Origin of the sequence: Gelatiniphilus marinus, from assembly GCF_042684345.1 — a bacterium.
Classification (GTDB): domain Bacteria; phylum Bacteroidota; class Bacteroidia; order Flavobacteriales; family Flavobacteriaceae; genus Gelatiniphilus; species Gelatiniphilus marinus.
Genome location: NZ_JBHULK010000008.1, coordinates 21,095 through 43,822, shown reverse-complemented (window position 1 = coordinate 43,822; position 22,728 = coordinate 21,095). Strand labels below are relative to the sequence as shown.

15 protein-coding genes are annotated in these 22,728 nt (G+C 38.0%); all 15 read left to right on the top strand.

The features are described 5' to 3' along the window. Positions 1 to 45: 45 nt before the first annotated feature. The 15 genes from nrfD to ACFSQS_RS14690 all read left to right on the top strand — a co-directional run bounded on the left by nrfD (position 46) and on the right by ACFSQS_RS14690 (position 22,673). A complete protein-coding gene (gene nrfD / locus ACFSQS_RS14760; RefSeq protein WP_388020702.1) occupies positions 46 to 1,776 on the top strand; it encodes an NrfD/PsrC family molybdoenzyme membrane anchor subunit in 1,731 nt (576 codons plus the stop codon). A 15-nt stretch (positions 1,777 to 1,791) separates the two neighbouring features. Further along, the gene (locus tag ACFSQS_RS14755) at positions 1,792 to 2,328 is read left to right on the top strand and encodes a DUF3341 domain-containing protein (protein ID WP_388020699.1); all 537 of its coding nucleotides are present in this window, start codon (positions 1,792 to 1,794) and stop codon (positions 2,326 to 2,328) included. A 1-nt stretch (position 2,329) separates the two neighbouring features. Then, positions 2,330 to 2,884: a c-type cytochrome gene (locus ACFSQS_RS14750; protein WP_388020696.1), complete on the top strand. Its 555-nt coding sequence runs from the start codon at positions 2,330 to 2,332 to the stop codon at positions 2,882 to 2,884. Positions 2,885 to 2,904: 20 nt separating this feature from the next. After that, complete coding sequence (locus ACFSQS_RS14745; protein ID WP_388020693.1) at positions 2,905 to 4,230, top strand: quinol:cytochrome C oxidoreductase; 1,326 nt, start codon at positions 2,905 to 2,907, stop codon at positions 4,228 to 4,230. Positions 4,231 to 4,260: 30 nt separating this feature from the next. Beyond that, positions 4,261 to 5,328 carry a cytochrome c oxidase subunit II gene (locus ACFSQS_RS14740; protein WP_388020690.1) on the top strand — a complete coding sequence of 356 codons (1,068 nt, stop codon included), beginning with the start codon at positions 4,261 to 4,263 and terminating at the stop codon, positions 5,326 to 5,328. A 29-nt stretch (positions 5,329 to 5,357) separates the two neighbouring features. Continuing rightward, entirely contained in the window at positions 5,358 to 7,151 is a 1,794-nt protein-coding gene (locus ACFSQS_RS14735; protein WP_388020687.1) for a cytochrome c oxidase subunit I, read from the top strand. A 136-nt stretch (positions 7,152 to 7,287) separates the two neighbouring features. Next, complete coding sequence (gene ruvB / locus ACFSQS_RS14730; protein ID WP_388020684.1) at positions 7,288 to 8,316, top strand: Holliday junction branch migration DNA helicase RuvB; 1,029 nt, start codon at positions 7,288 to 7,290, stop codon at positions 8,314 to 8,316. Between the two features lie 160 nt (positions 8,317 to 8,476). After that, a complete protein-coding gene (gene queG, locus ACFSQS_RS14725) occupies positions 8,477 to 9,400 on the top strand; it encodes a tRNA epoxyqueuosine(34) reductase QueG (RefSeq protein ID WP_388020681.1) in 924 nt (307 codons plus the stop codon). A gap of 67 nt (positions 9,401 to 9,467) precedes the next feature. Next, a complete protein-coding gene (locus ACFSQS_RS14720) occupies positions 9,468 to 11,765 on the top strand; it encodes an NADP-dependent malic enzyme (RefSeq protein ID WP_388020678.1) in 2,298 nt (765 codons plus the stop codon). A 210-nt stretch (positions 11,766 to 11,975) separates the two neighbouring features. Next, positions 11,976 to 12,557, top strand: coding sequence for a Holliday junction branch migration protein RuvA (ruvA, locus tag ACFSQS_RS14715; protein WP_388020675.1), 582 nt, complete (start codon positions 11,976 to 11,978; stop codon positions 12,555 to 12,557). 114 nt (positions 12,558 to 12,671) lie between these two features. Next, a complete protein-coding gene (gene sov / locus ACFSQS_RS14710) occupies positions 12,672 to 19,826 on the top strand; it encodes a T9SS outer membrane translocon Sov/SprA (protein WP_388020672.1) in 7,155 nt (2,384 codons plus the stop codon). Between the two features lie 239 nt (positions 19,827 to 20,065). After that, the gene (gene gcvH / locus ACFSQS_RS14705; protein ID WP_388020669.1) at positions 20,066 to 20,446 is read left to right on the top strand and encodes a glycine cleavage system protein GcvH; all 381 of its coding nucleotides are present in this window, start codon (positions 20,066 to 20,068) and stop codon (positions 20,444 to 20,446) included. Then, positions 20,439 to 20,816, top strand: coding sequence for a VanZ family protein (locus tag ACFSQS_RS14700; RefSeq protein ID WP_388020666.1), 378 nt, complete (start codon positions 20,439 to 20,441; stop codon positions 20,814 to 20,816). Before gcvH ends, ACFSQS_RS14700 begins: the two co-directional genes overlap by 8 nt. A gap of 60 nt (positions 20,817 to 20,876) precedes the next feature. Continuing rightward, the gene (locus ACFSQS_RS14695; RefSeq protein ID WP_388020663.1) at positions 20,877 to 21,596 is read left to right on the top strand and encodes an energy transducer TonB; all 720 of its coding nucleotides are present in this window, start codon (positions 20,877 to 20,879) and stop codon (positions 21,594 to 21,596) included. A gap of 291 nt (positions 21,597 to 21,887) precedes the next feature. Then, the gene (locus ACFSQS_RS14690) at positions 21,888 to 22,673 is read left to right on the top strand and encodes an energy transducer TonB (RefSeq protein ID WP_388020660.1); all 786 of its coding nucleotides are present in this window, start codon (positions 21,888 to 21,890) and stop codon (positions 22,671 to 22,673) included. The last annotated feature ends 55 nt before the right edge of the window (positions 22,674 to 22,728 follow it).

Genomic DNA, 22,728 nt, shown 5'->3' with positions numbered 1-22,728 from the left:
AAGACATTCTAACAAATAAACGAATAAACAAATAAACAATAAAAAATGGCGTCTCATTACGAAGCACCTATTAGAAGACCTCTAGTTACCGGCGAAAAATCATACCACGATGTTACTGTGGATGTAGCAAGACCTGTAGAGGGAAAAGCAAACAAACAATGGTGGATAGTTTTTGGTATTTCGCTTACAGCTTTTCTTTGGGGAGTTGGTTGCATTATTTATACCATATCAACAGGTATAGGGACCTGGGGGTTAAACAAGACCATTGGTTGGGCCTGGGATATTACCAATTTTGTTTGGTGGGTTGGTATTGGCCACGCAGGAACACTTATCTCTGCTGTACTTTTACTATTCCGCCAAAAATGGAGAATGGCCATTAACCGCTCTGCTGAAGCGATGACGATTTTCGCAGTTGTGCAAGCAGGCCTGTTTCCGCTTATCCACATGGGGCGCCCTTGGTTAGGCTATTGGGTACTGCCTATTCCCAATCAATTTGGATCGCTATGGGTAAACTTCAACTCACCATTGCTTTGGGACGTATTTGCAATTTCAACTTACTTATCGGTATCTTTAGTATTCTGGTGGACAGGTTTATTGCCAGATTTTGCCATGTTACGCGATAGAGCTATAAAGCCTTTCCAAAAGAAAATATATGCTTTATTAAGTTTTGGATGGTCTGGCAGGGCAAAAGATTGGCAGCGTTTTGAAGAAGTATCTTTAGTGCTTGCCGGTTTAGCAACACCTTTGGTGCTTTCTGTACATACCATTGTATCGTTCGATTTTGCCACATCGGTAATACCAGGTTGGCATACTACCATTTTTCCTCCATATTTTGTTGCGGGTGCTGTATTCTCTGGATTTGCCATGGTAAACACCCTGCTTATTATTATGAGGAAAGTGTGTAACCTTGAAAACTATATTACCCTACAGCACATCGAATTAATGAACATTGTTATTATGATTACAGGTTCAATAGTTGGTGTGGCCTATATTACAGAGTTGTTTATTGCTTGGTATTCTGGTGTAGAATACGAACAATACGCCTTTTTAAACAGAGCAACAGGGCCTTATGCCTGGGCTTATTGGTCGATGATGATCTGTAACGTGTTTTCTCCGCAACTTATGTGGTTCAAGAAATTAAGAACATCTATCATGTTCTCCTTCATCATATCTATTATAGTAAATATTGGCATGTGGTTTGAGCGTTTTGTAATCATTGTAACCTCATTGCACCGCGACTATTTGCCATCTTCATGGACCATGTTTTCGCCAACCTTTGTAGATATTGGCACGTTTATAGGAACCATTGGGTTTTTCTTTGTACTCTTCTTATTGTACTCAAGAACCTTTCCTATTATCGCTCAAGCGGAAGTAAAAACCATTTTAAAATCATCTGGAGAGCGCTATAAAAACATTAGAGAACGAGGTGATAGCTTAGTAGGTACAGGCGCAGACCAAAGAACATCAAGTATAAAAACAACCCAAGAAACAGCAGAGGACAATCTTAATCCAAATAATTCCGAAAAGTTAGACAACCTATTACAGGGCATAGGCAAATTCGATCCAGCCTTACAAACACCAGACGATTTAAAAGTGATTAAGGGTATTGGCCCTAAAATGGAAGGTGTACTTAACAGCTTTGGTGTTTTTACTTACCTACAGGTAAGCAAAATGACCAAAAGAGAATATGATTTATTAGACGACATTACAGGGGCTTTCCCAGGGCGCGCAGAACGCGACGATTGGTCTGGGCAAGCTAAAAAATTAATAAACTAGAAAGAAATAGAGTCAATGGAAGCTTCAAAAGTTATTCACGCTATTTATACCGATGATGATATTTTAATGTCTGCCGTAAAATCGGTAAAGGCACAAAAACATCACATTGAAGAAATATATACGCCGTTTCCCGTACACGGACTAGATAAAGCCATGGGGTTGGCGCCAACGCGAATTGCCATTACCGCTTTTTTGTACGGTTTGGTAGGTCTGGTAGTATCTGTGGTTATGATGGATTATATTATGATTGAAGATTGGCCCCAAGACATAGGAGGAAAACCAAGCTTTAGCTATCTGGAAAACATGCCCGCATTTGTACCTATTATGTTCGAGCTTACCGTATTTTTTGCAGCCCATTTAATGGTAATTACCTTTTATTTGCGCAGTAGAATGTGGCCCTTTAAAAAAGCCGAAAACCCAGACCCTAGAACCACCGACGATCATTTTTTAATGGAAATTGCAGTTCATGGCAATACCGATGAACTAGAAAACCTACTTAAAGAAACCGGAGCAGTCGAGATTAATATTATTGATAAAGAAGACGCACATTAATATGAAGAACTTAAAACATATAAGTTTTGTAGCAGTATTGTTGTTATCGGCAACATCCTGCTTTAACAAAAGCGAGCCTAACTATCAGTTTATGCCAAACATGTACGAATCTGAAGGTTACGAAACCTATGGAGAAGCTGCTTTCCCAAATGGTATGCAAGCACAATTACCAGCAAAAGGCTCTGTGGCTAGAGGGCATATACCTTTCGATATTGAAAACACCACAGCAGGTTACGAGTTGGCAAAAGCAACATTAGCTAATCCGTTGGATTCTTTACAAGTAGATTTTAAACGAGGTAAAGAACTTTACGATATTTACTGTGGCATTTGCCATGGCAATAAAGGAGACGGCCAAGGTAAATTAGTGCAACGCGAAAAAATTCTTGGTATCCCAAGTTTTAGCGATGTAGGTCGTGCCATAAACGCCGGTAGTACCTACCACACTATTTATTACGGTAAAAATGCCATGGGTTCTTATGCTAACCAATTAAACGAAGAAGAGCGATGGCAAGTCGTTTCATACGTGTTGAAGCTAAAGGAAGATTTAGAAAAGTAAGAAGATAAGATTATATAGATATGTACACATTTTCAAATAAATTAAAAACATTTTCTATCATTCTAATGGTTTTAGGAGCTGTTGGAGTTGGAATTAGTTTTGCCACATCTCATAAATCTTTTGAAGAAGTAGAGCACTTACTTACAGAAGAATCCCATGGTAATAGCCATGGAGAAGAAGCGACACACAGCGAAACAGTATCACACGATACAAATGATAATAAAGCAGACGCACATGCCGAACATGTAAAACACGTACAGCATCAAATAGCAAATAGGCCATGGGCTTCTTTATACGTGGCAGCCTTCTTTTTTATGATGATTGCTTTGGGCGTTCTCGCTTTTTATGCCATTCAAATTGCATCGCAAGCAGGTTGGTCGCCCGTGCTATTCAGAGTTATGGAAGGCATTACAGCATACCTATTGCCCGGGGCATTAATTGTGTTGTTAATAGCCGTAGCTTCCGGAACCATAGGCCACTATAATTTATTTATTTGGATGGATCCAGAAGTGGTTGCCCACGATAAACTAATCCAAAATAAATCAAGTTGGTTAAATTTGCCCTGGTTTGTTATTAGAGGCCTAATATTTATAGCCGGTTGGAGTTTATACCGCCATTTCTCACGTAAATTTTCAATAGCACAAGATACCGCCCAAGATAACAGGAACTTTAAAAAATCGTTCCGTATCGCTGCAGGTTTTTTGGTGTTCTTTATTTTTACCGAATCTATAATGTCTTGGGATTGGATTATGAGTTTAGATCCGCACTGGTTCTCAACATTATTCGGGTGGTACGTATTTGCTAGTATGTTTGTAAGTGGCATTACCGTTATCGCACTACTGTCTATTTACTTAAAATCTAGAGGCTATTTAGATTTTGTTAACGAAAACCATTTACACGATGTTGCTAAATACATGTTTGCATTTAGTATTTTCTGGACCTATTTATGGTTCTCTCAATTTATGCTTATTTGGTACGCAAACATACCAGAAGAGGTTACCTATTTTGTATCGCGTTTTCAAGATTACCAATTACCGTTCTTAGGTATGGTGGCACTTAATTTTGTGTTCCCCATTTTAATGTTAATGAATGCCGATTACAAACGTGTTCCATGGTTTGTGGTTATGACGGGCATTGTAATTCTATTCGGGCATTACTTAGATGTGTATGTTATGGTTATGCCAGCAACAGTAGGTGATAGATGGTTTATAGGCATCCCAGAAATTAGTTCCGTAATGCTTTTTACAGGGTTGTTTATATTTATAGTATTTACAGCTTTAACAAAAGCACCATTGCTGGTAAAAAGATACCCTTTCAAAAAAGAAAGCGAAGAATTTCATTATTAATCAAGATATAAATAAAGACGAACAATATCAATGACTGCTTTATTAACAATTATAGTTTTAGTATTTATTTTAGTTGCCATTTGGCAAATGGTAAAGATTTTTGATTTGGCTCAAGCTAAAATTGAAAACACCCAGGTGGCCACAGATAAAGACAACACCGTAAACGCCTATTTAATGATGGCTTTTTTGGTATTTATCTACGCCATAACCATTTACTCTTTTATTAAATGGGGCGATTTGCCATTAATGTCCAATTCGGCTTCAGCCCATGGACCAACTATAGATAATTTAATGGTAATCTTAATGATTATCATATTTATAGTACAAACCATTACTCAGTTTTTATTGCATTATTTCGCTTTTAAGTACAAAGGCGAAAAAGGAAAAAAAGCCCTGTTCTTTGCCGATAACAATAAACTGGAAGCTATCTGGACCATTATTCCCGTAATTGTTTTAGCAGGATTGATAATATACGGGCTAAACACCTGGATAAACATTATGGGTGTTGAAGAAACCGAAGACACCTTAGTTGTAGAATTATATGCACAGCAATACAACTGGAAAGCCAGATATGCAGGTGCCGATAATACCTTGGGAAAAGCCAACGTTCGATTAATTGATATTGATCGTGCCAATATTTTAGGTTTAGATGAAGCCGACCCCAACGCACAAGACGATATTATTACAACAGAATTGCATTTGCCGGTAGGCCGGCCGGTATTGTTTAAAATGCGCTCTCAAGACGTATTGCACTCGGCATACATGCCACACTTTAGAGCACAAATGAACTGTGTTCCGGGTATGGTTACACAATTTGGCTTTACGCCAACGGTAACCACTGCCGATATGAGACAAACACCACAGATTATTAAGAAAGTTAAAAATATAAACGAGATTAGAGCCGAAAACAGTAAGGAACTGTTAGCAAAAGGCGAAGAGCCACTGGAGCCATACGAGTTTGATTATTTGCTATTATGTAACAAAATTTGTGGAAAATCGCACTACAATATGCAAATGAAAATTATAGTTGAAACCCAAGAAGAATTTGATGCTTGGTTAAGCGAGCAAAAAGAATTTAAAAACTCCCTGATAAACTAATTTAAAAAGATAAATACCGAAATAAGATTATGTCAGCACACGCAGATAACCAAGCTCACGACAACGACCACGGACATCATCATAAAGAAACCTTTGTAACTAAATATATATTTAGCCAAGACCATAAAATGATTGCCAAACAGTACCTAATTACAGGTACTATAATGGGTGTTATTGGGGTTTTAATGTCTATGATGTTTCGTATGCAAATTGCATGGCCAGAAGAGCCAAACATATTGTTTGAAGCATTATTGGGCAAATGGGCACCAGACGGTGTTATGGATGCCGATATTTATTTGGCTTTAGTAACCATACATGGAACCATTATGGTTTTCTTTGTGTTAACAGCAGGTTTAAGTGGTACGTTTAGTAATCTATTAATTCCGTTACAAATTGGTGCTCGCGATATGGCATCAGGTTTCTTAAACATGGTATCGTATTGGTTGTTTTTCTTATCAAGTGTTATCATGATTATGTCTTTATTTGTCGAGGCAGGACCAGCCGCAGCGGGTTGGACTATTTATCCGCCATTAAGTGCTTTACCAATGGCACAAGGAGGCTCGGGTTTGGGCATGACGCTTTGGTTGGTTTCTATGGCCTTATTTATTGCTTCCTCTTTATTAGGATCGCTTAATTATATAGTTACCGTAATAAACTTGCGTACAAAAGGGATGTCTATGACACGATTACCACTTACAATATGGGCCTTCTTTGTAACGGCTATAATTGGTGTGGTATCGTTTCCGGTATTGTTATCTGCGGCTTTATTATTAATAATGGATAGAAGTTTTGGTACCTCGTTCTTTTTATCTGATATTTTTATTCAAGGCGAAGTATTGCATTACCAAGGAGGATCGCCCGTATTGTTCGAACATTTATTTTGGTTCTTGGGCCACCCAGAAGTTTATATTGTAATATTACCTGCTATGGGTCTTGTTTCTGAAATTATGGCATCCAACTCGCGTAAACCAATATTTGGTTACCGTGCCATGATTGCTTCAATTTTAGCTATTGCTTTCCTTTCAACAATTGTTTGGGGGCATCACATGTTTGTTTCAGGAATGAATCCGTTTTTAGGATCTGTTTTTACATTCACAACCTTATTAATTGCTATTCCATCGGCTGTTAAAGCATTTAACTGGATAACCACACTCTGGAAGGGTAATTTACAAATGAATCCTGCTATGCTATTCTCCATTGGTTTTGTATCAACTTTTATATCAGGAGGTTTAACAGGAATTATTTTAGGAGATTCTGCCTTAGATATTAACGTGCACGACACCTATTTTGTGGTTGCTCACTTCCACTTGGTAATGGGTATATCTGCACTTTATGGTATGTTTGCCGGAATTTACCATTGGTATCCAAAAATGTTTGGTCGAATGCTAAACAAAAACTTAGGCTATATCCATTTTTGGTTAACCGCTGTTTGTGCTTATGGTGTGTTTTTCCCTATGCACTTTATAGGTATGGCAGGACTACCCCGTCGTTATTATACCAATAGTAACTTTCCTTTATTTGACGATTTAGCCAATGTAAACGTTATTATTACCATATTTGCATTAATTGGTGGCGTAGTTCAAATCATATATTTATATAACTTTTTCGCTAGCATGTTTGTTGGCAAAAAAGCCACACAAAACCCATGGCGTTCTACAACTTTAGAATGGACTACCCCCGTAAAGCACATACACGGAAACTGGAAAGGCGATATCCCTCATGTATATCGTTGGGCTTACGATTACAGTAAACCTGGGCATGACGACGACTTTGTGCCCCAGAACGTGCCATTAAAAGACGGTGAAGAAGAATTGCAGCACTAAAAATTCTTTATAAATATTATTGAAAAGCCTTTCTGAATTGGAAAGGCTTTTTTGTACTGAATTTATTTCAGTATGTTTATATTTGCTTGTGCTGAACTTGTTTCAGTATCTTTATCACTTAAGAAATAAAGACTAAATGAACGAGAATCTAGACCCAACAGACAGTAATTTTTCGCCCGAAGAATTAGATGTAGAAAAAAAATTAAGACCGCTATCATTCAATGATTTTACGGGACAAGATCAAGTGTTGGAAAATCTTCAAATTTTCGTTCAAGCTGCAAACTTACGTACTGAAGCCTTAGACCATACCTTGTTTCATGGGCCACCGGGATTAGGCAAAACAACACTAGCCCATATTTTAGCAAACGAATTAAGTGTTGGCATAAAAGTTACCTCGGGCCCCGTATTGGATAAACCAGGAGATTTAGCAGGTTTACTTACCAATCTTGAAGAACGCGATGTGCTATTTATTGATGAAATCCATCGATTAAGTCCCATTGTAGAAGAGTATTTGTACTCCGCCATGGAAGATTACAAAATCGATATTATGATTGAGTCTGGACCAAATGCAAGAACCGTTCAAATCAATTTAAACCCATTTACTTTAATTGGTGCCACAACACGCTCAGGGTTGTTAACATCGCCCATGCGCGCACGTTTTGGTATTCAAAGCAGGTTGCAATATTATAAAACCGATTTGCTTACCACCATTGTACAACGAAGTGCCACTATTTTAGATGTGCCAATAACCATGGAAGCCGCTATTGAAATTGCAGGCCGAAGCCGTGGCACACCCAGGATAGCAAACGCTTTATTGCGTCGCGTTCGCGATTTTGCACAAATAAAAGGAAATGGCAACATAGATATTAAAATTGCAAAATATGCTTTAGAGGCTTTAAGTGTTGATGCCCATGGGTTGGACGAAATGGATAATAAAATCTTAACAACCATTATCGATAAATTTAAAGGAGGCCCCGTGGGTATTACAACCATTGCTACTGCAGTAAGCGAAAGCCCCGAAACCATCGAGGAAGTTTACGAACCCTTTTTAATTCAACAAGGCTTTATAATGCGCACACCGCGCGGGCGAGAAGTAACAGAATTGGCTTATAAGCACTTAGGGAAAATAAAAGGGAATATTCAAGGCGGATTGTTCCCATCTTAATCTTCCTGTTTCAACTTTGCTCAGCACAGGCTCAGGGATAAACTGTTGAAGGAAAAATAACTAAATAAATTTTAAACAAGGGCCTTGTAAATTTGTTTTGCTCCGTTAACCTATGTGTTTTCATCCGTCTTTCTCTTTCAAATAAACATATATCATATAATTGAACCCTAAAACAAAACATACCAACCTCATAAAAAACCAAGCAAAACAACTTGGTTTTCTGTCTTGCGGCATCAGTAAAGCTGTTTTTTTAGAAGAAGAGGCGCCGCGACTGGAAAAATGGCTGAACAACAACATGCACGGGCAAATGCAGTACATGGAAAACCACTTTGATAAACGCTTAGACCCCACAAAACTGGTTGAAGGTTCAAAAAGTGTCATTTCCTTATTACTCAATTATTATCCTTCAGAACAACAAAATCAAGATAGCTTTAAAATTTCCAAATACGCTTACGGTACCGATTATCATTTCATTATAAAAGACAAACTCAAATCATTTTTACAATTTATTCAAGAAGAAATAGGAGAAGTTTCCGGAAGGGCCTTTGTTGATTCCGCCCCGGTTCTCGATAAAGCCTGGGCTGCAAAATCTGGTTTAGGATGGATAGGTAAGCACAGTAATTTGTTAACCCAACAAGTTGGTTCGTTTTATTTTATTGCTGAATTGATTATCGATTTGGAGTTGGAATACGATACCGTTACCACAGATCATTGTGGCACGTGTACAAAATGTATCGATGCCTGCCCCACACAAGCCATTACAGAACCCTACGTGGTAGATGGCAGTAAATGTATTTCGTATTTTACTATTGAACTCAAAGAAAATATCCCGTCTGAGTTTAAAGGAAAGTTTGACGATTGGATGTTTGGTTGCGATATCTGTCAAGATGTGTGCCCGTGGAACCGGTTTTCTAAAGCGCATAACGAGCCGCTTTTTAATCCACATCCCGAATTAGTTACAATGACAAAAAAAGACTGGGAAGAGATAACTCAAGAAACTTTTAGTAAAGTATTTAAAAAATCGGCAGTAAAGCGTACCAAGTTTTCGGGTTTAAAAAGAAACATCAATTTTTTAAAAGACTAGCTGTTTCGTAAATAGGATTATTATATTTGTTATTCAGCGAAAGCGAAAATAAAATAACCTATCCATTATGAGCGAAGAAAGCAAACGAAGAGAAGCCCTTATATACCACGCCAAACCAACTCCGGGAAAAATAAAAGTGGTCCCTACCAAAAAATACGCAAGCCAAAGAGATTTGTCTTTAGCCTACTCGCCGGGAGTTGCAGAACCTTGTTTAGAAATTGAAAAGGATAAAAACAACGCCTATAAATATACCGCCAAAGGTAATTTGGTAGCTGTAATATCCAACGGAACCGCTGTTTTGGGTTTGGGCAATATTGGTCCGGAAGCATCAAAACCCGTAATGGAAGGGAAGGGTTTGCTGTTTAAAATATTTGCCGATATTGATGTATTTGATATTGAAGTTGATACCGAAAATGTTGACGAGTTTATTGAAACCGTGAAAAACATAGCGCCCACTTTTGGGGGCATTAACCTTGAAGATATTAAGGCGCCTGAGGCTTTTGAAATAGAACGCCGTTTAAAAGAAGAACTAGATATTCCGGTAATGCACGACGACCAGCACGGTACCGCAATAATATCGGCAGCCGCATTAATAAACGCTTTAGAGCTTGCCGAAAAGCACATTGAAGACGTAAACATTGTAATAAGCGGTGCTGGTGCAGCAGCTATTTCTTGCTCTCGTTTGTACCAAGCATTTGGGGCAAAGCGCAAAAATATGGTTATGTTAGATAGTAAAGGCGTGATAAGAGACGACCGCGAAAACCTGTCTAAAGAAAAAGCCGAATTTGCTACGCATAGAAAAATAGATACCCTTGACGATGCCATGAAAAACGCAGATGTATTCATTGGTTTGTCTATGCCAGATATAGTAACGCCGCAAATGCTGTTAAGTATGGCAAAAAAACCTATTGTGTTTGCTATGGCCAATCCAAACCCCGAAGTGAAATACGATATCGCAGTAGCCACACGTAAAGATATTATTATGGCAACAGGCCGCAGCGACCATCCTAATCAGGTAAATAATGTATTGGGGTTTCCGTTTATTTTTAGAGGCGCATTGGATGTTCGTGCAACAAAAATTAACGAAGCCATGAAAATGGCAGCGGTTAAAGCCCTTGCGAGATTAGCTAAAGAACCCGTGCCAGAGCAAGTAAATATTGCCTATGGCGAAACCCGATTAACTTTTGGAACAGATTACATCATTCCTAAACCTTTCGATCCGCGTTTAATAGCAGAAATCCCTCCTGCCGTAGCAAAAGCCGCTATGGAAAGCGGTATTGCCAAAGAACCTATTACCGATTGGGACAAGTATAAAGATATCCTTAGAGAACGATTAGGGTCCGATAATAAATTGGTTAGGCTTTTAATAAACAGAGCTAAACTAAACCCCAAACGTGTTGTTTTTGCAGAGGCCGACCAATTAGCGGTTTTAAAAGCTGCGCAAATAGTTTACGAAGATGGTATTGCATTTCCAATTTTATTAGGGCGAAAAGAAACCATTGAAAACCTAATGAAAGAGATAGAATTTGATGCCGATGTACCTATTATAGACCCAAAAGCAGACGAAGAAACCAATCGAAAAAACAAATACGCCAAAGTGTATTGGGAGCAGCGTAAACGCAGAGGTGTAACACTATATTCAGCACAAAAATTAATGCGAGAACGCAACTATTTTGCTGCAATGATGGTAAACGAAGGCGATGCCGATGCACTTATTTCTGGGTATTCCAGAAATTATCCAACCGTTGTAAAACCCATGCTGGAGCTTATTGGCATGGTAAAAGGCGCTACTAGAATAGCAACTACCAATGTGATGATGACAAAAAGAGGCCCGCTTTTTTTAAGTGATACCTCTATTAATATAGACCCAACTGCCAAAGATTTAACCAAAATAGCACGAATGACATCTTGGGTTATTAAAATGTTTGGTATGGAGCCCGTTACAGCAATGATCTCGTACTCTAATTTTGGGTCTTCAGAACATATCAATGCATCAAAAGTTCGAGAAGCCGTATCGTATTTACACCGCCATTTCCCTGATATGGTTGTAGATGGCGATCTGCAAACCGATTTTGCTTTAAATGATGCCATGCTTCGCGAAAAATTCCCCTTTTCTAAACTGGTGGGTAAAAAAGTAAACGCGCTTGTTTTTCCAAATTTAGATTCTGCAAACATTACTTATAAATTACTAAAAGAATTAAACGAAGCCCAATCTATCGGCCCCATAATGATGGGCATGCGCAAACCCGTACACATCCTTCAATTAGGGGCCAGTGTCGATGAAATTGTAAATATGGCAGCCATTGCGGTAATCGATGCGCAGCACAAAGAAAAACGAGAGCAGAAAAAGGCAAGTAACACGTAGTTTTAATAAGCCAGGAATTGTATTGGAAATAAAATAAAAACGATGGCATTTGCTTCAGTAAAAACCATGCATTGCCCCTTTGTTTAAATTTTCATTTTAAAACAAACTATCCATCAAAAAAAGAGCATTTTAGCACCGTAAAATCAAATAGCAAATGGTTTTAAATGCAAATAATTTTATTACATTTGGTCGATTAACGAAAAGGGATACATGATAACACATATACAAGGAAAACTTACAGAAAAAAACCCAACAAGTGTTGTTATTGATTGTAATGGCGTGGGCTATTTGTTAAATATTTCGTTACACACCTATTCCCAAATCCCAGATAGCGAGCATTTAAAACTATATACGCATCTTCAAGTTAAAGAAGATTCTCATACGCTTTACGGATTTTCATCATTGGCCGAACGCGAAATTTTTAGATTGCTCATTTCTGTAAGCGGCATTGGTTCTAGTATTGCACGTACCATGTTATCCTCGTTAACCCCAAAACAGGTTAGAGAAGGTATTGCGGTTGGCGATGTGGCATTAATACAATCTATTAAAGGCATTGGGGCAAAAACGGCGCAACGTGTTATTATTGATTTGAAAGACAAAATTCTGAAGATTTACGATATCGACGAAGTTTCTGTTTCTAAAGACAATACCAATAAAGATGAAGCGTTATCTGCATTAGAAGTACTTGGTTTTGCAAAAAAGCAGGCCGAACGCGTTGTCGATAAAATTATAATCTCGCAACCCAATGCCAATGTTGAAACCATTATAAAACAAGCTTTAAAAAATTTATAACAGATTTTGAATATAAATAAACCAAATTTTTATAAATCAATAAAAAAGTGCTTTACTAAGTTTAAACAATTTGAGGTTGCTGAGCGTAGTCTAAGCATTTTTTTAGTTTTTGTATTGTTATTTTCGTTCTCGGCTTGGGCGCAACAACCCGCACAAGATTCTATAAAAACAGGTTTTAGTTTAGGAAAAATAAAAGCGCCAAACCCCAATAGTGTCGAGTCTAAATACACCTATGATCCCGTTACCAACCGTTACATTTATACCGAAAAAATAGGTACTTATAACATAAAATACCCTGTTATTTTAACACCAAAAGAGTATTATGCTTTGGTGGCTAAAGAAAATTTAAAAACCTATTACAAAGAAAAAATCGATGCCTTTGATGGCAAAAAAGCAGGTGCTAAAGACGGACAAAAAAACCTAATTCCCGAGTTTTATGTGAAGTCCGATTTTTTTACCTCCATTTTTGGGAGCGATACCATAAGCGTCATTCCGCAAGGTTCAGTAGAAATGGATTTGGGTGTGCTGTTTTCAAAACAAAACAACCCGTCGTTTTCACCAAAAAACAGAAACAATTTCACGTTCGATTTCGACCAGCGCATCAGCCTAAGTTTACTTGGTAAAGTAGGTACGCGACTGCAAGTAACGGCAAATTACGATACGCAGGCCAGTTACGATTTTCAGGATATTATCAAATTAGAATATACCCCAACCGAAGACGATATTATTCAAAAAATAGAAGTTGGTAACGTAAGCATGCCCTTAAACAGCTCGTTAATTACGGGCGCACAAAGTTTGTTTGGTGTTAAAGCGCAGTTACAATTTGGTAAAACAACGGTTACCGGGGTGTTTTCCGAGCAGAAATCGCAGTCCAATAACGTCGTCGCACAAGGTGGCGGAACACTTGAAGAATTCGAATTGTTTATTAGGGACTACGATGAAAACCGGCACTTCTTTTTAGCTCAATATTTTAGAGATACTTACGACGATGCTTTAGAACGATACCCAATAATGCTTAATAAAGGATTGCAAATTACAAGACTTGAAGTTTGGGTAACTAACAGAAGTAACCGAACCGATAATGTTAGAAATATTGTGGCACTTCAAGATTTAGGGGAATCCGATTTAATTGGCTTGCAAACGCCACCTGCAGGTTTTATAAATGCAGGACCGGGTGCTGTTCCAGATAATGGTAATAACGATTTCGACCCAACGGCCATTGGCACAACAAGTGTACTAACCAATGCCGTTAGAGATGTCGCAACCGTGCAATCGGGTATTTTGGTTTCCAATGTAAATGAAGGCTTCGATTACGCCAAACTGGAAAACGCCAGAAAATTAATCAATAATCAAGAATATACTTTTAATAAGGATTTAGGATATATTTCATTAAATCAACGTTTAAATAACGATGAGGTTTTAGCGGTGGCCTTTCAATTTACCATTGGCGGAAAAGTGTATCAAGTGGGTGAGTTTGCCAACGATGGCGTAGATGCTACCGATGTTACAACAGATAATTCTGGACAAGTAACCGGTGTAACCAATAAAAACCTAATTTTAAAACTGTTAAAAAGCAGTATCACCAATGTGAATCAGCCCATTTGGAAGCTGATGATGAAAAACATTTACGATACGGGTGCGTACAATTTAAGTCAAGACGATTTTAAACTGAATATTTTTTACAACGAAGCTTCACCCTTAAACTTTATTTCACCCGTTGCAAGCACGCCGTTTCCGGCACCCGGCCCAAACGAAGACCCGTTAAACGAAACCCCTTTGCTCAGGGTGTTCAGTTTAGATAAACTGAATTTCAATAACGATCCGCAAACCAAGGGCGATGGGTTTTTCGATTTTGTGCCCAACATAACTGTACTGCCGCAAACCGGAAAAATAATTTTCCCAAGTGTGGAGCCTTTTGGGGAATATCTGTTTGATAAATTGTCTATAAATGCCAGTGAAGATTACGATAATGATGCAACATATAACGAAAACCAAGCAAAATACGTTTACGACGTATTGTATAAAAGCACCAAAACAGCAGCTTTAGAAGAGGTTGAAAAAAACAAGTTTAAATTAAAAGGGCGATATAAATCTGTTAGCGGTGGCGGTATTCCCATTCCGTTTGGCGCAGCACGAGGATCGGTAAGTGTAACTGCGGGCGGGCGCGTTCTGGTTGAAGGTGTCGATTACGTAGTGAATTATGCCTCTGCAAGAGTAGAGATTTTAGACGAAGCCTTAAAAGCATCTAACACGCCTATTAATGTTTCAACAGAAAACAATGCAGTTTTTGGGCAACAAACCAAACGTTTTACAGGCATCAATATCGAGCATAAATTCAACGAAAACTTTGTTTTGGGCGGTACGCTTTTAAACCTAAACGAACGCCCCATTACCCAAAAAGCAAATTACGGCTCAGAGCCTATAAACAATACCATTTTCGGGTTTAACGGAAACTATTCAACCAAAGTGCCCTTTTTTACGCGCTTGGTAAATAAATTACCCAATATAGATACCGATGTGGAGTCTAATTTATCCTTGCGCGGCGAGTTTGCATATTTGGCTCCAGGCGCCCCAAAAGGCACGAACCTTAATGGCGAAGCCACATCGTATGTTGATGATTTTGAAGGCTCGCAAGGCAGCATCGATTTAAAATCGCAGCAATCCTGGTTTTTATCGAGCACCCCTTTCGATCCCAGTTTAGGCTATACAGAAGTTGCAGATCCCAACAGCCCTTTAAACCTACAAAACGGTTACCAACGTGCCTTGTTAAATTGGTATAGTATAGACCCCATTTTTTACAGTAGCAGACGACCCGATGATATTTCGGATGATGATGTCTCAGATTTATTCACAAGTCGTGTTTTTATAAACGAACTGTTCCCCGAAAGGGATTTGGTACAAGGTCAAAACTCTGTGCTTTTCACTTTAGATTTGGCCTATTATCCTTCAGAAAGAGGGCCGTACAACTTCAACCCCGCGGCAAATGGCAATACACTACCCAATCCGCAACAAAACTGGGCAGGCATTACCCGAGCATTAACATCAACAGATTTAGAGCAAGCCAATGTAGAATATATCGAGTTTTGGCTGCAAGATCCGTTTCAGGAAAACCCAACAAACCCCGGCGGTAAATTGGTGTTTAACTTAGGAAATATTTCTGAAGATGTTTTATCAGACGGAAGAAAACAATACGAAAACGGATTGCCAGATTCATCAAACAACGCCTTTACAACCCAGACCGCTTGGGGGCAAACACCAGCAAACCAATCGTTAATTTATGCCTTTGATACCACGGGGCAAGATAGAGTTCTTCAAGATATTGGTTACGATGGTTTAAGCGATGCAGACGAAAGCGTTAAGTTTCCAAGCTTTGCAGGATTGGAAGATCCGGCAAACGATAATTACAGCTATTTTTTAGATACCGAAGGCAATATTTTCGAGCGTTATAAAAAATACAATGGCGTTGAAGGGAATACACCCGATACGTTTTCTGATACCGTTAGGGCCGCCAATACACAACCCGATGCCGAAGACATTAATCGTGATAATACCATGAATACGATTAATAGTTATTTTGAATACGAGCTGGATATTACACGCCAAAATTTACCCGAAACCGAAGCCGATTTTGATAATATCCCTAACAGTAATCCGTTAAAAGATTTTTTAAGAGATTTTAAAAACAGACCCAGATTATTGCCAAATGGCGATACAAAAAACGTGCGGTGGTATCAGTTTAGAATTCCGGTTCAAGGTAGTCATGTTACCTCAATTGGTGGTATTAGCGATTTAAGATCGGTACGTTTTGCTCGTGTATTTCTTAAAGAATTTTCAGAAAATACGGTATTCCGTTTCGGAACTTTAGATTTAGTGCGAAGCGATTGGAGACGTTATACACAAGCTTTAGATAAAAACGATCCTACGCCCGATGATCCGCAAACCGATTTTTCAGTGGGTGTTATTGGTACACTTGAAAACGAAGGAAGCTACAAAAGACCTCCCGGAATTGATCCTGAGGAATTGTTTAATAACAATACGGTTATTCAACAAAACGAGCAATCGTTGGTTGTAAATGTCTGTAATTTAGAGCAAGAAGATTCAAAAGCAGTTTATAAAAACATAAGCATAGATATGCGTCAATACAAACGTTTACGCATGTTTGTACACGCAGAAGCCGATGATTCCGGAAGCGCTTTGGCTAACAATGAACTGGTTGGGTTTATTCGAATTGGTAACGATTTAACCGATAATTTTTATCAAATAGAAATCCCGTTGCAAGTTTCCACATCAACAACAAGAGAAGGTTTGTGGCCAGAAGATAATGAGATTAATTTACCCATTGATGTTTTAGGACAAATTAAATCCATCGGAATTTCAGATGGAACATTAACCAATTTGGATCCCACCTTTTACGATGTTATTAATGGCGAAGCAATTCCTATTACCAGCGATCAATATTCAAATTATGTAGCGGGACAACACAGAATAGCCATAAAAGGAAACCCGAATTTTGGTGATGTAAGAACGTTGATGGTCGGTATAAAAAATGCCACCAATAGAGACGATGTCTGTGCCGAAGTTTGGTTTAACGAATTGCGTTTATCCGATTTAGATAACGAGGGCGGTTGGGCAGCTGTTTTAAGCATGGACACCAATTTTGCTGATTTTGCAAATATTAGTGCCACGGGCAGACAAAGCACTTCTGGTTTTGGTACTATTGAACAAGGACCCAGCCAGCGCAGTTTAGAAGATGTTAAGCAGTACGATGTGGTAACCAATGTAAACGTTGGGCAGTTATTGCCAAAAAAATGGGGCGTTCAATTACCGTTTAATTATGCGCAAAGCGAAGAATTAATTACACCAAAATACGATCAGTTTTATAAAGATTTAACCTTAGAATCCAGATTGGATGCTGCCAATGATGCTGCGGAGAGAAAGCAGATAAAAGAAAACTCAGAAGATTACACCAGACGCCAAAGCATCAATTTTATTGGCGTTAGAAAAATAAGAACTGGCGACTCCAAACCGCGTTTTTACGATGTTGAAAATTTAACGCTAAACTATTCCTATAATAAATTAGAGCATCGCAATTTCGAAATTGAAAATTCAGTCAATAAAACGGTTAGGGTTGGTGCTAATTATGCCTTTAATTTTAATCCGATAACCGTTGAACCTTTTAAAAAGAACGATTCGTTATTCACAGGAAAATATTGGAAAATCCTAAAAGATTTCAACTTCAATTTATTGCCTACCAGTTTTACGGTTAATACCGATATTAATCGTCAATTCAACCGACAAAAATTTAGGGATATCGATTTAGGTACTGGCAACATAGGTATTGAAGAGCTGTTTAGAAGAAATTACACCTTCGATTTTCAATACACCATAAATTACAACTTAACAAAGGCCTTAAGCTTAAACTTTACGGCAGCAAACAATAACATTGTCCGTAATTATTTTAAAGACAATATTGTAAATGGCGAGCAAGACCCAACACTTGATGTTTGGGATGGCTTTTTGGATTTTGGCGACCCCAACAGGCAAACCCAAGATTTAGGAATAACCTACGAATTGCCCATACATAAAATCCCAACATTCAGCTTTTTAAAAGCAAGCTATCAATATTCCGGGAATTTCCAATGGCAAAAAGGGTCCGATTTGTATGGCGAGGTTTTGGGAGGCGATGTTAACACCATTCAAAACGCAAATACCCATAATATCAATTCAACCTTAGACATGAAAAAGTTGTACAGATATATTGGGTTGGTAAAAAAACCGGTACGGCGGGTAAGGAGCAGAACACCACAAGCAGCTAGCCCACCGGGAGCAAACCGAAACGCTAAACCTGCAAAAAGTAAAAACAAATCGGTTACAAAACTGTTAAATGCCGGAGTAGATGTTTTAACCAGTATTAAACGCATTCAATTTAATTATTCTGAAAACAACGGCACATTTTTACCGGGCTATACCCAAACCCCTGGTTTTATAGGTACATTAAAACCCACGTTGGGCTACACTTTTGGAAGCCAAAGCGATATTAGGCATTTGGCAGCAAGAAACGGTTGGTTAACCGTATTCCCCGACTTTAACCAACAATACACCGAAACCCATACCAAACAATTGGACTTTTCGGCAAATTTGGAGCCCGTAAGCGATTTAAAAATTGATATTGTTGGAAACCGAGCACATTTTGAAAACTATAACGAGAACTATAAAGTTGAAAACGGCGTTTATCAATCCTTAACCCCAAACACCTTTGGTAACTTTAATATTTCTACCCTTTTAATTAAAACCGCATTTGGTAAAAGCGATGAAAACACATCTGATGCCTTTAACGATTTTAGGGCAAATAGATTAAAAATAGCCAATAGGCTTGCCGAAAAGTTTTACGGTAATTCAACCTATACCAGAGATGCAGAGGGTTACCCGTTAGGATTCGGCAAAAATAATCAAGCGGTATTGCTGCCCGCATTTTTAGCGGCTTATTCTGGGCAAGATGCCAACAAAGTTAAAACCAGTGCTTTTAGAGATGTGCCCATTCCTAATTGGGATTTAAAATACACAGGCTTTATGAAGTTTGCGTGGTTTAAAAAACGCTTTAAACGCTTCTCTGTAACCCACGGATACCGTTCAACTTACACCATTAATCAGTTTAGCACAAACTTAAATTTGAATTTAGATGCGAATGCAAACGAAGCTCCAATTCCGGGAACGGATTTTGCTAGCCAACCCCCTGAGGCTTTAGATCAATCGGGTAATTTTAAAAACGGTACCTTATTTAGCAACATTAATTTAACCGAGTTATTTAGTCCGTTGATTCGAATCGATTTCGAAATGAAAAACTCCATAAAAATTCTTGCCGAAGTAAAAAAAGACAGATTATTGTCGCTTAGTTTCGATAATAATTTAATGACGGAAATTCAAGGGAATGAGTACGTTATCGGTTTAGGCTATCGCATAAAAGATGTCCGCATCCGTTCACAGCTTGCAGGGCCAAAAAAACGTATTGTAAGCGATTTGAATATGAAAGCAGACATATCGGTTCGAGATAATAAAACCATAATTAGATATTTAGATTTGGAGAACAACCAAGTAACCAGCGGGCAAACCATTTGGGGTTTAAAATATTCGGCAGATTATGCGTTTAGCAAAAACTTAACAGGTATTTTCTATTTCGATTATGCGTTTTCAGAATATGCGATTTCAACAGCATTTCCGCAAACCACCATTCGCTCAGGCATTACACTCAGATATAATTTTGGTAATTAATCGAAAAGAATTCCTCAATGCTATACGTTGGGGTTTCCGTTTAAATTGTCATTCCCATGAAAATGGAAATCTTAATAAAAGGATTTTGATTTTTGAACCTAAGGTCAAAATGAAACGAGAAAAACACTTCTATAGCTCTGCCTCGAAGGTAGTTCGTTTCAAGAAATTCTTTTATTTTGAAATTATCAATTGAATAAATACATTTGTCAAAAGAAATAAACGAAATTAAATTATTATAAATGAATATTCCATCAGAATTAAAATACACCAAAGACCACGAGTGGGTTCGTATTGAAGGCGACGTTGCCACCATTGGTATTACAGATTTTGCACAAAGCGAATTGGGCGACATCGTATATGTTGAGGTTGAAACCGTTGATGAAACCCTTGAAGCCGACGAAGTTTTCGGTTCTGTAGAGGCTGTAAAAACCGTATCCGATTTGTTCTTGCCTTTATCTGGCGAAATTATTGAGTTTAACGAAACCTTAGAAGACGAACCCGAAAAAGTAAATACCGATCCTTATGGCGACGGCTGGATGATAAAGCTTAAATGCTCAGATCTTTCGCAGGCCGAAGGCCTTATGTCTGCCACCGATTATAAAGCACTAATAGGTGCTTAAAAAGTACGCACTTTTAATCGCCGTATTTTATTCGCTCGCACTTGCATTAGTAAGCCTTGTTAGGCTTAACAATTTGCCAGATGTAGGGGTGTCATTTGGTGATAAAATATTTCATTTTTTAGTGTATGCTGTTTTGGCTTTTTTGTGGTTTAACACCTTTTTCTTTGTGTTTAAGCAAAAAAAAACAAGGGCTGTTCAATATGCGGCAGTCTTCTCAATAGTTTTTGGTATAATAATTGAGGTGTTACAAGGGAGTATTACCGTATCAAGACATACCGATGTTTATGATGCCATAGCCAATACTTTGGGCGTACTAATTATGGCAATAATATTGTTAGTTAACAAAAACGCCCCTATTAAAAAATTATAAACGCTTGCTTTATTGACAAATAAATAGTTATTTTAGCAATCTTCTAAAAACATTTAAATTATGGAACCCAAAAAAAATCCTAAAGCCAATGTGGGGCGCAACAGTTCGCTTTATTTTGCAATTGGTTTGGTATTGATGCTTTTTTTAACAAATTACGCCATCAATTACAAAGTTTACGATAAAGATGCTATCGACATTGGACAACTGAATTTAGACGATCTAGATGAAGAAGAAATCCCACTTATCGAACAAATAAAAACCCCGCCACCGCCACCGCCACCGCCCGCAGCACCAGAAGTTATTGAGGTTGTTGAAGATGAAGAAGAGGTAGAGGAAACCGTAATCGAATCTACAGAAGCCGATCAAGAAACAGAAATTGTAGAGGTTGAAGAAGTAGAGGTTGAAGAAGTAGAAGAAGATATTGAGGTGCCTTTCGCGGTTATTGAAAACGTACCGGTTTTTCCAGGATGCGACAAAGGAAACAATGCCGCCAAGAAAAAATGCATGTCCGATAAAATCACAAAATTTGTACAAAGAAAATTCAATACAGATTTAGCCGGCGATTTAGGTTTGTCTGGAAGACAGCGTATTAACGTTATCTTTAAAATAGATAAAACAGGTAATATAACAGGCATACGCTCTAGAGCACCACATCCAGCTCTAGAAAAAGAAGCCGCTAGAGTTATTAAAATGTTACCTAAAATGAAACCAGGTAAACAACGTGGTAAAGCCGTAACTGTTCCATATTCTTTACCTATTATTTTCCAGGTGCAAGATTAAATAAATATAGAATAATTTGTCATTGCCACGAAAGCGGGAATCTCATTAAATAGAATTTTAGGGTTTACCTATAAACTCTAAAGCATATAATCCCGTTGCAATTCCGAAATTTCGGAATTGCAACGGGATTTTTTTTGGTATGCTTATTGTTATTTTACCATAATATTAACATTTAAACTATAAATATTATGAAATAAGCACAAACAAAATACAGATTTAAACACTCTGAAAAGTATAAATTTTGTTTTGCGAATTGCATTTTCACCTTAGTTTGAAATTAAACAATAACAAATGAAAATTCCAAAGAAAACCCACAAGCTCATTCGGCAAAAGGAGCAAACCTTTAGCAAACCACAAAAGCACGATGCCAATTTGCAAAAAAACACAACCCTTTACTTTCAAATTGGTTTAATTGTATGTCTGCTTGTCGCCTATGGTTTGTTTGAAATGAAGTTTAAAACAACAATTCCCAATTATGGCGATCTGCCCGAAATAGAAGAGCCTTTTTACATCGCGACACCAATCATTAAAACAGTAAAGCCTACTTTTAATGAGCCTGTTAAGAAAAAACAAAAACAGTTTAATACCTTTACAGAAGTGCCCAACGATGCACCCGATAAGCTATTTAAAGATGAGCCAACAGAAATAACCTCAGATGATGTAAACCCACCAATCGACCCCGGTGATATTGAGGTTATTCCAGAACCCGAAGAGGTAGATGTCCCTATCTCTTTTGTAGAGCAAGTACCCATTTATCCCGGTTGCGAAAAGAAAAAAACAAACAACGACAGGCGTAAATGCATGTCTGAAAAAATAAGCAAACTTATCCAAAAAAAGTTTAATACAGGTATTGGTGATGATTTGGGCTTATCTGGAAAACAAGTTATTCGCACACAGTTTAAAATTGATAAAACAGGCAACGTAACCCATGTTAAAGTTAGGGGCACTCATCCAGAATTGGAAAAAGAAGCAAAGCGTGTTATTAAAACAATACCAGAAATGACACCCGGAAAACAACAAAATAAAAACGTGGGTGTTATTTACGCTTTGCCCATTGTGTTTAAAGTGCAGCATTGAAATACAAAAGCTATCGTTTATAAATAACAAAACCGTTATCGAGTTAAATTGATAC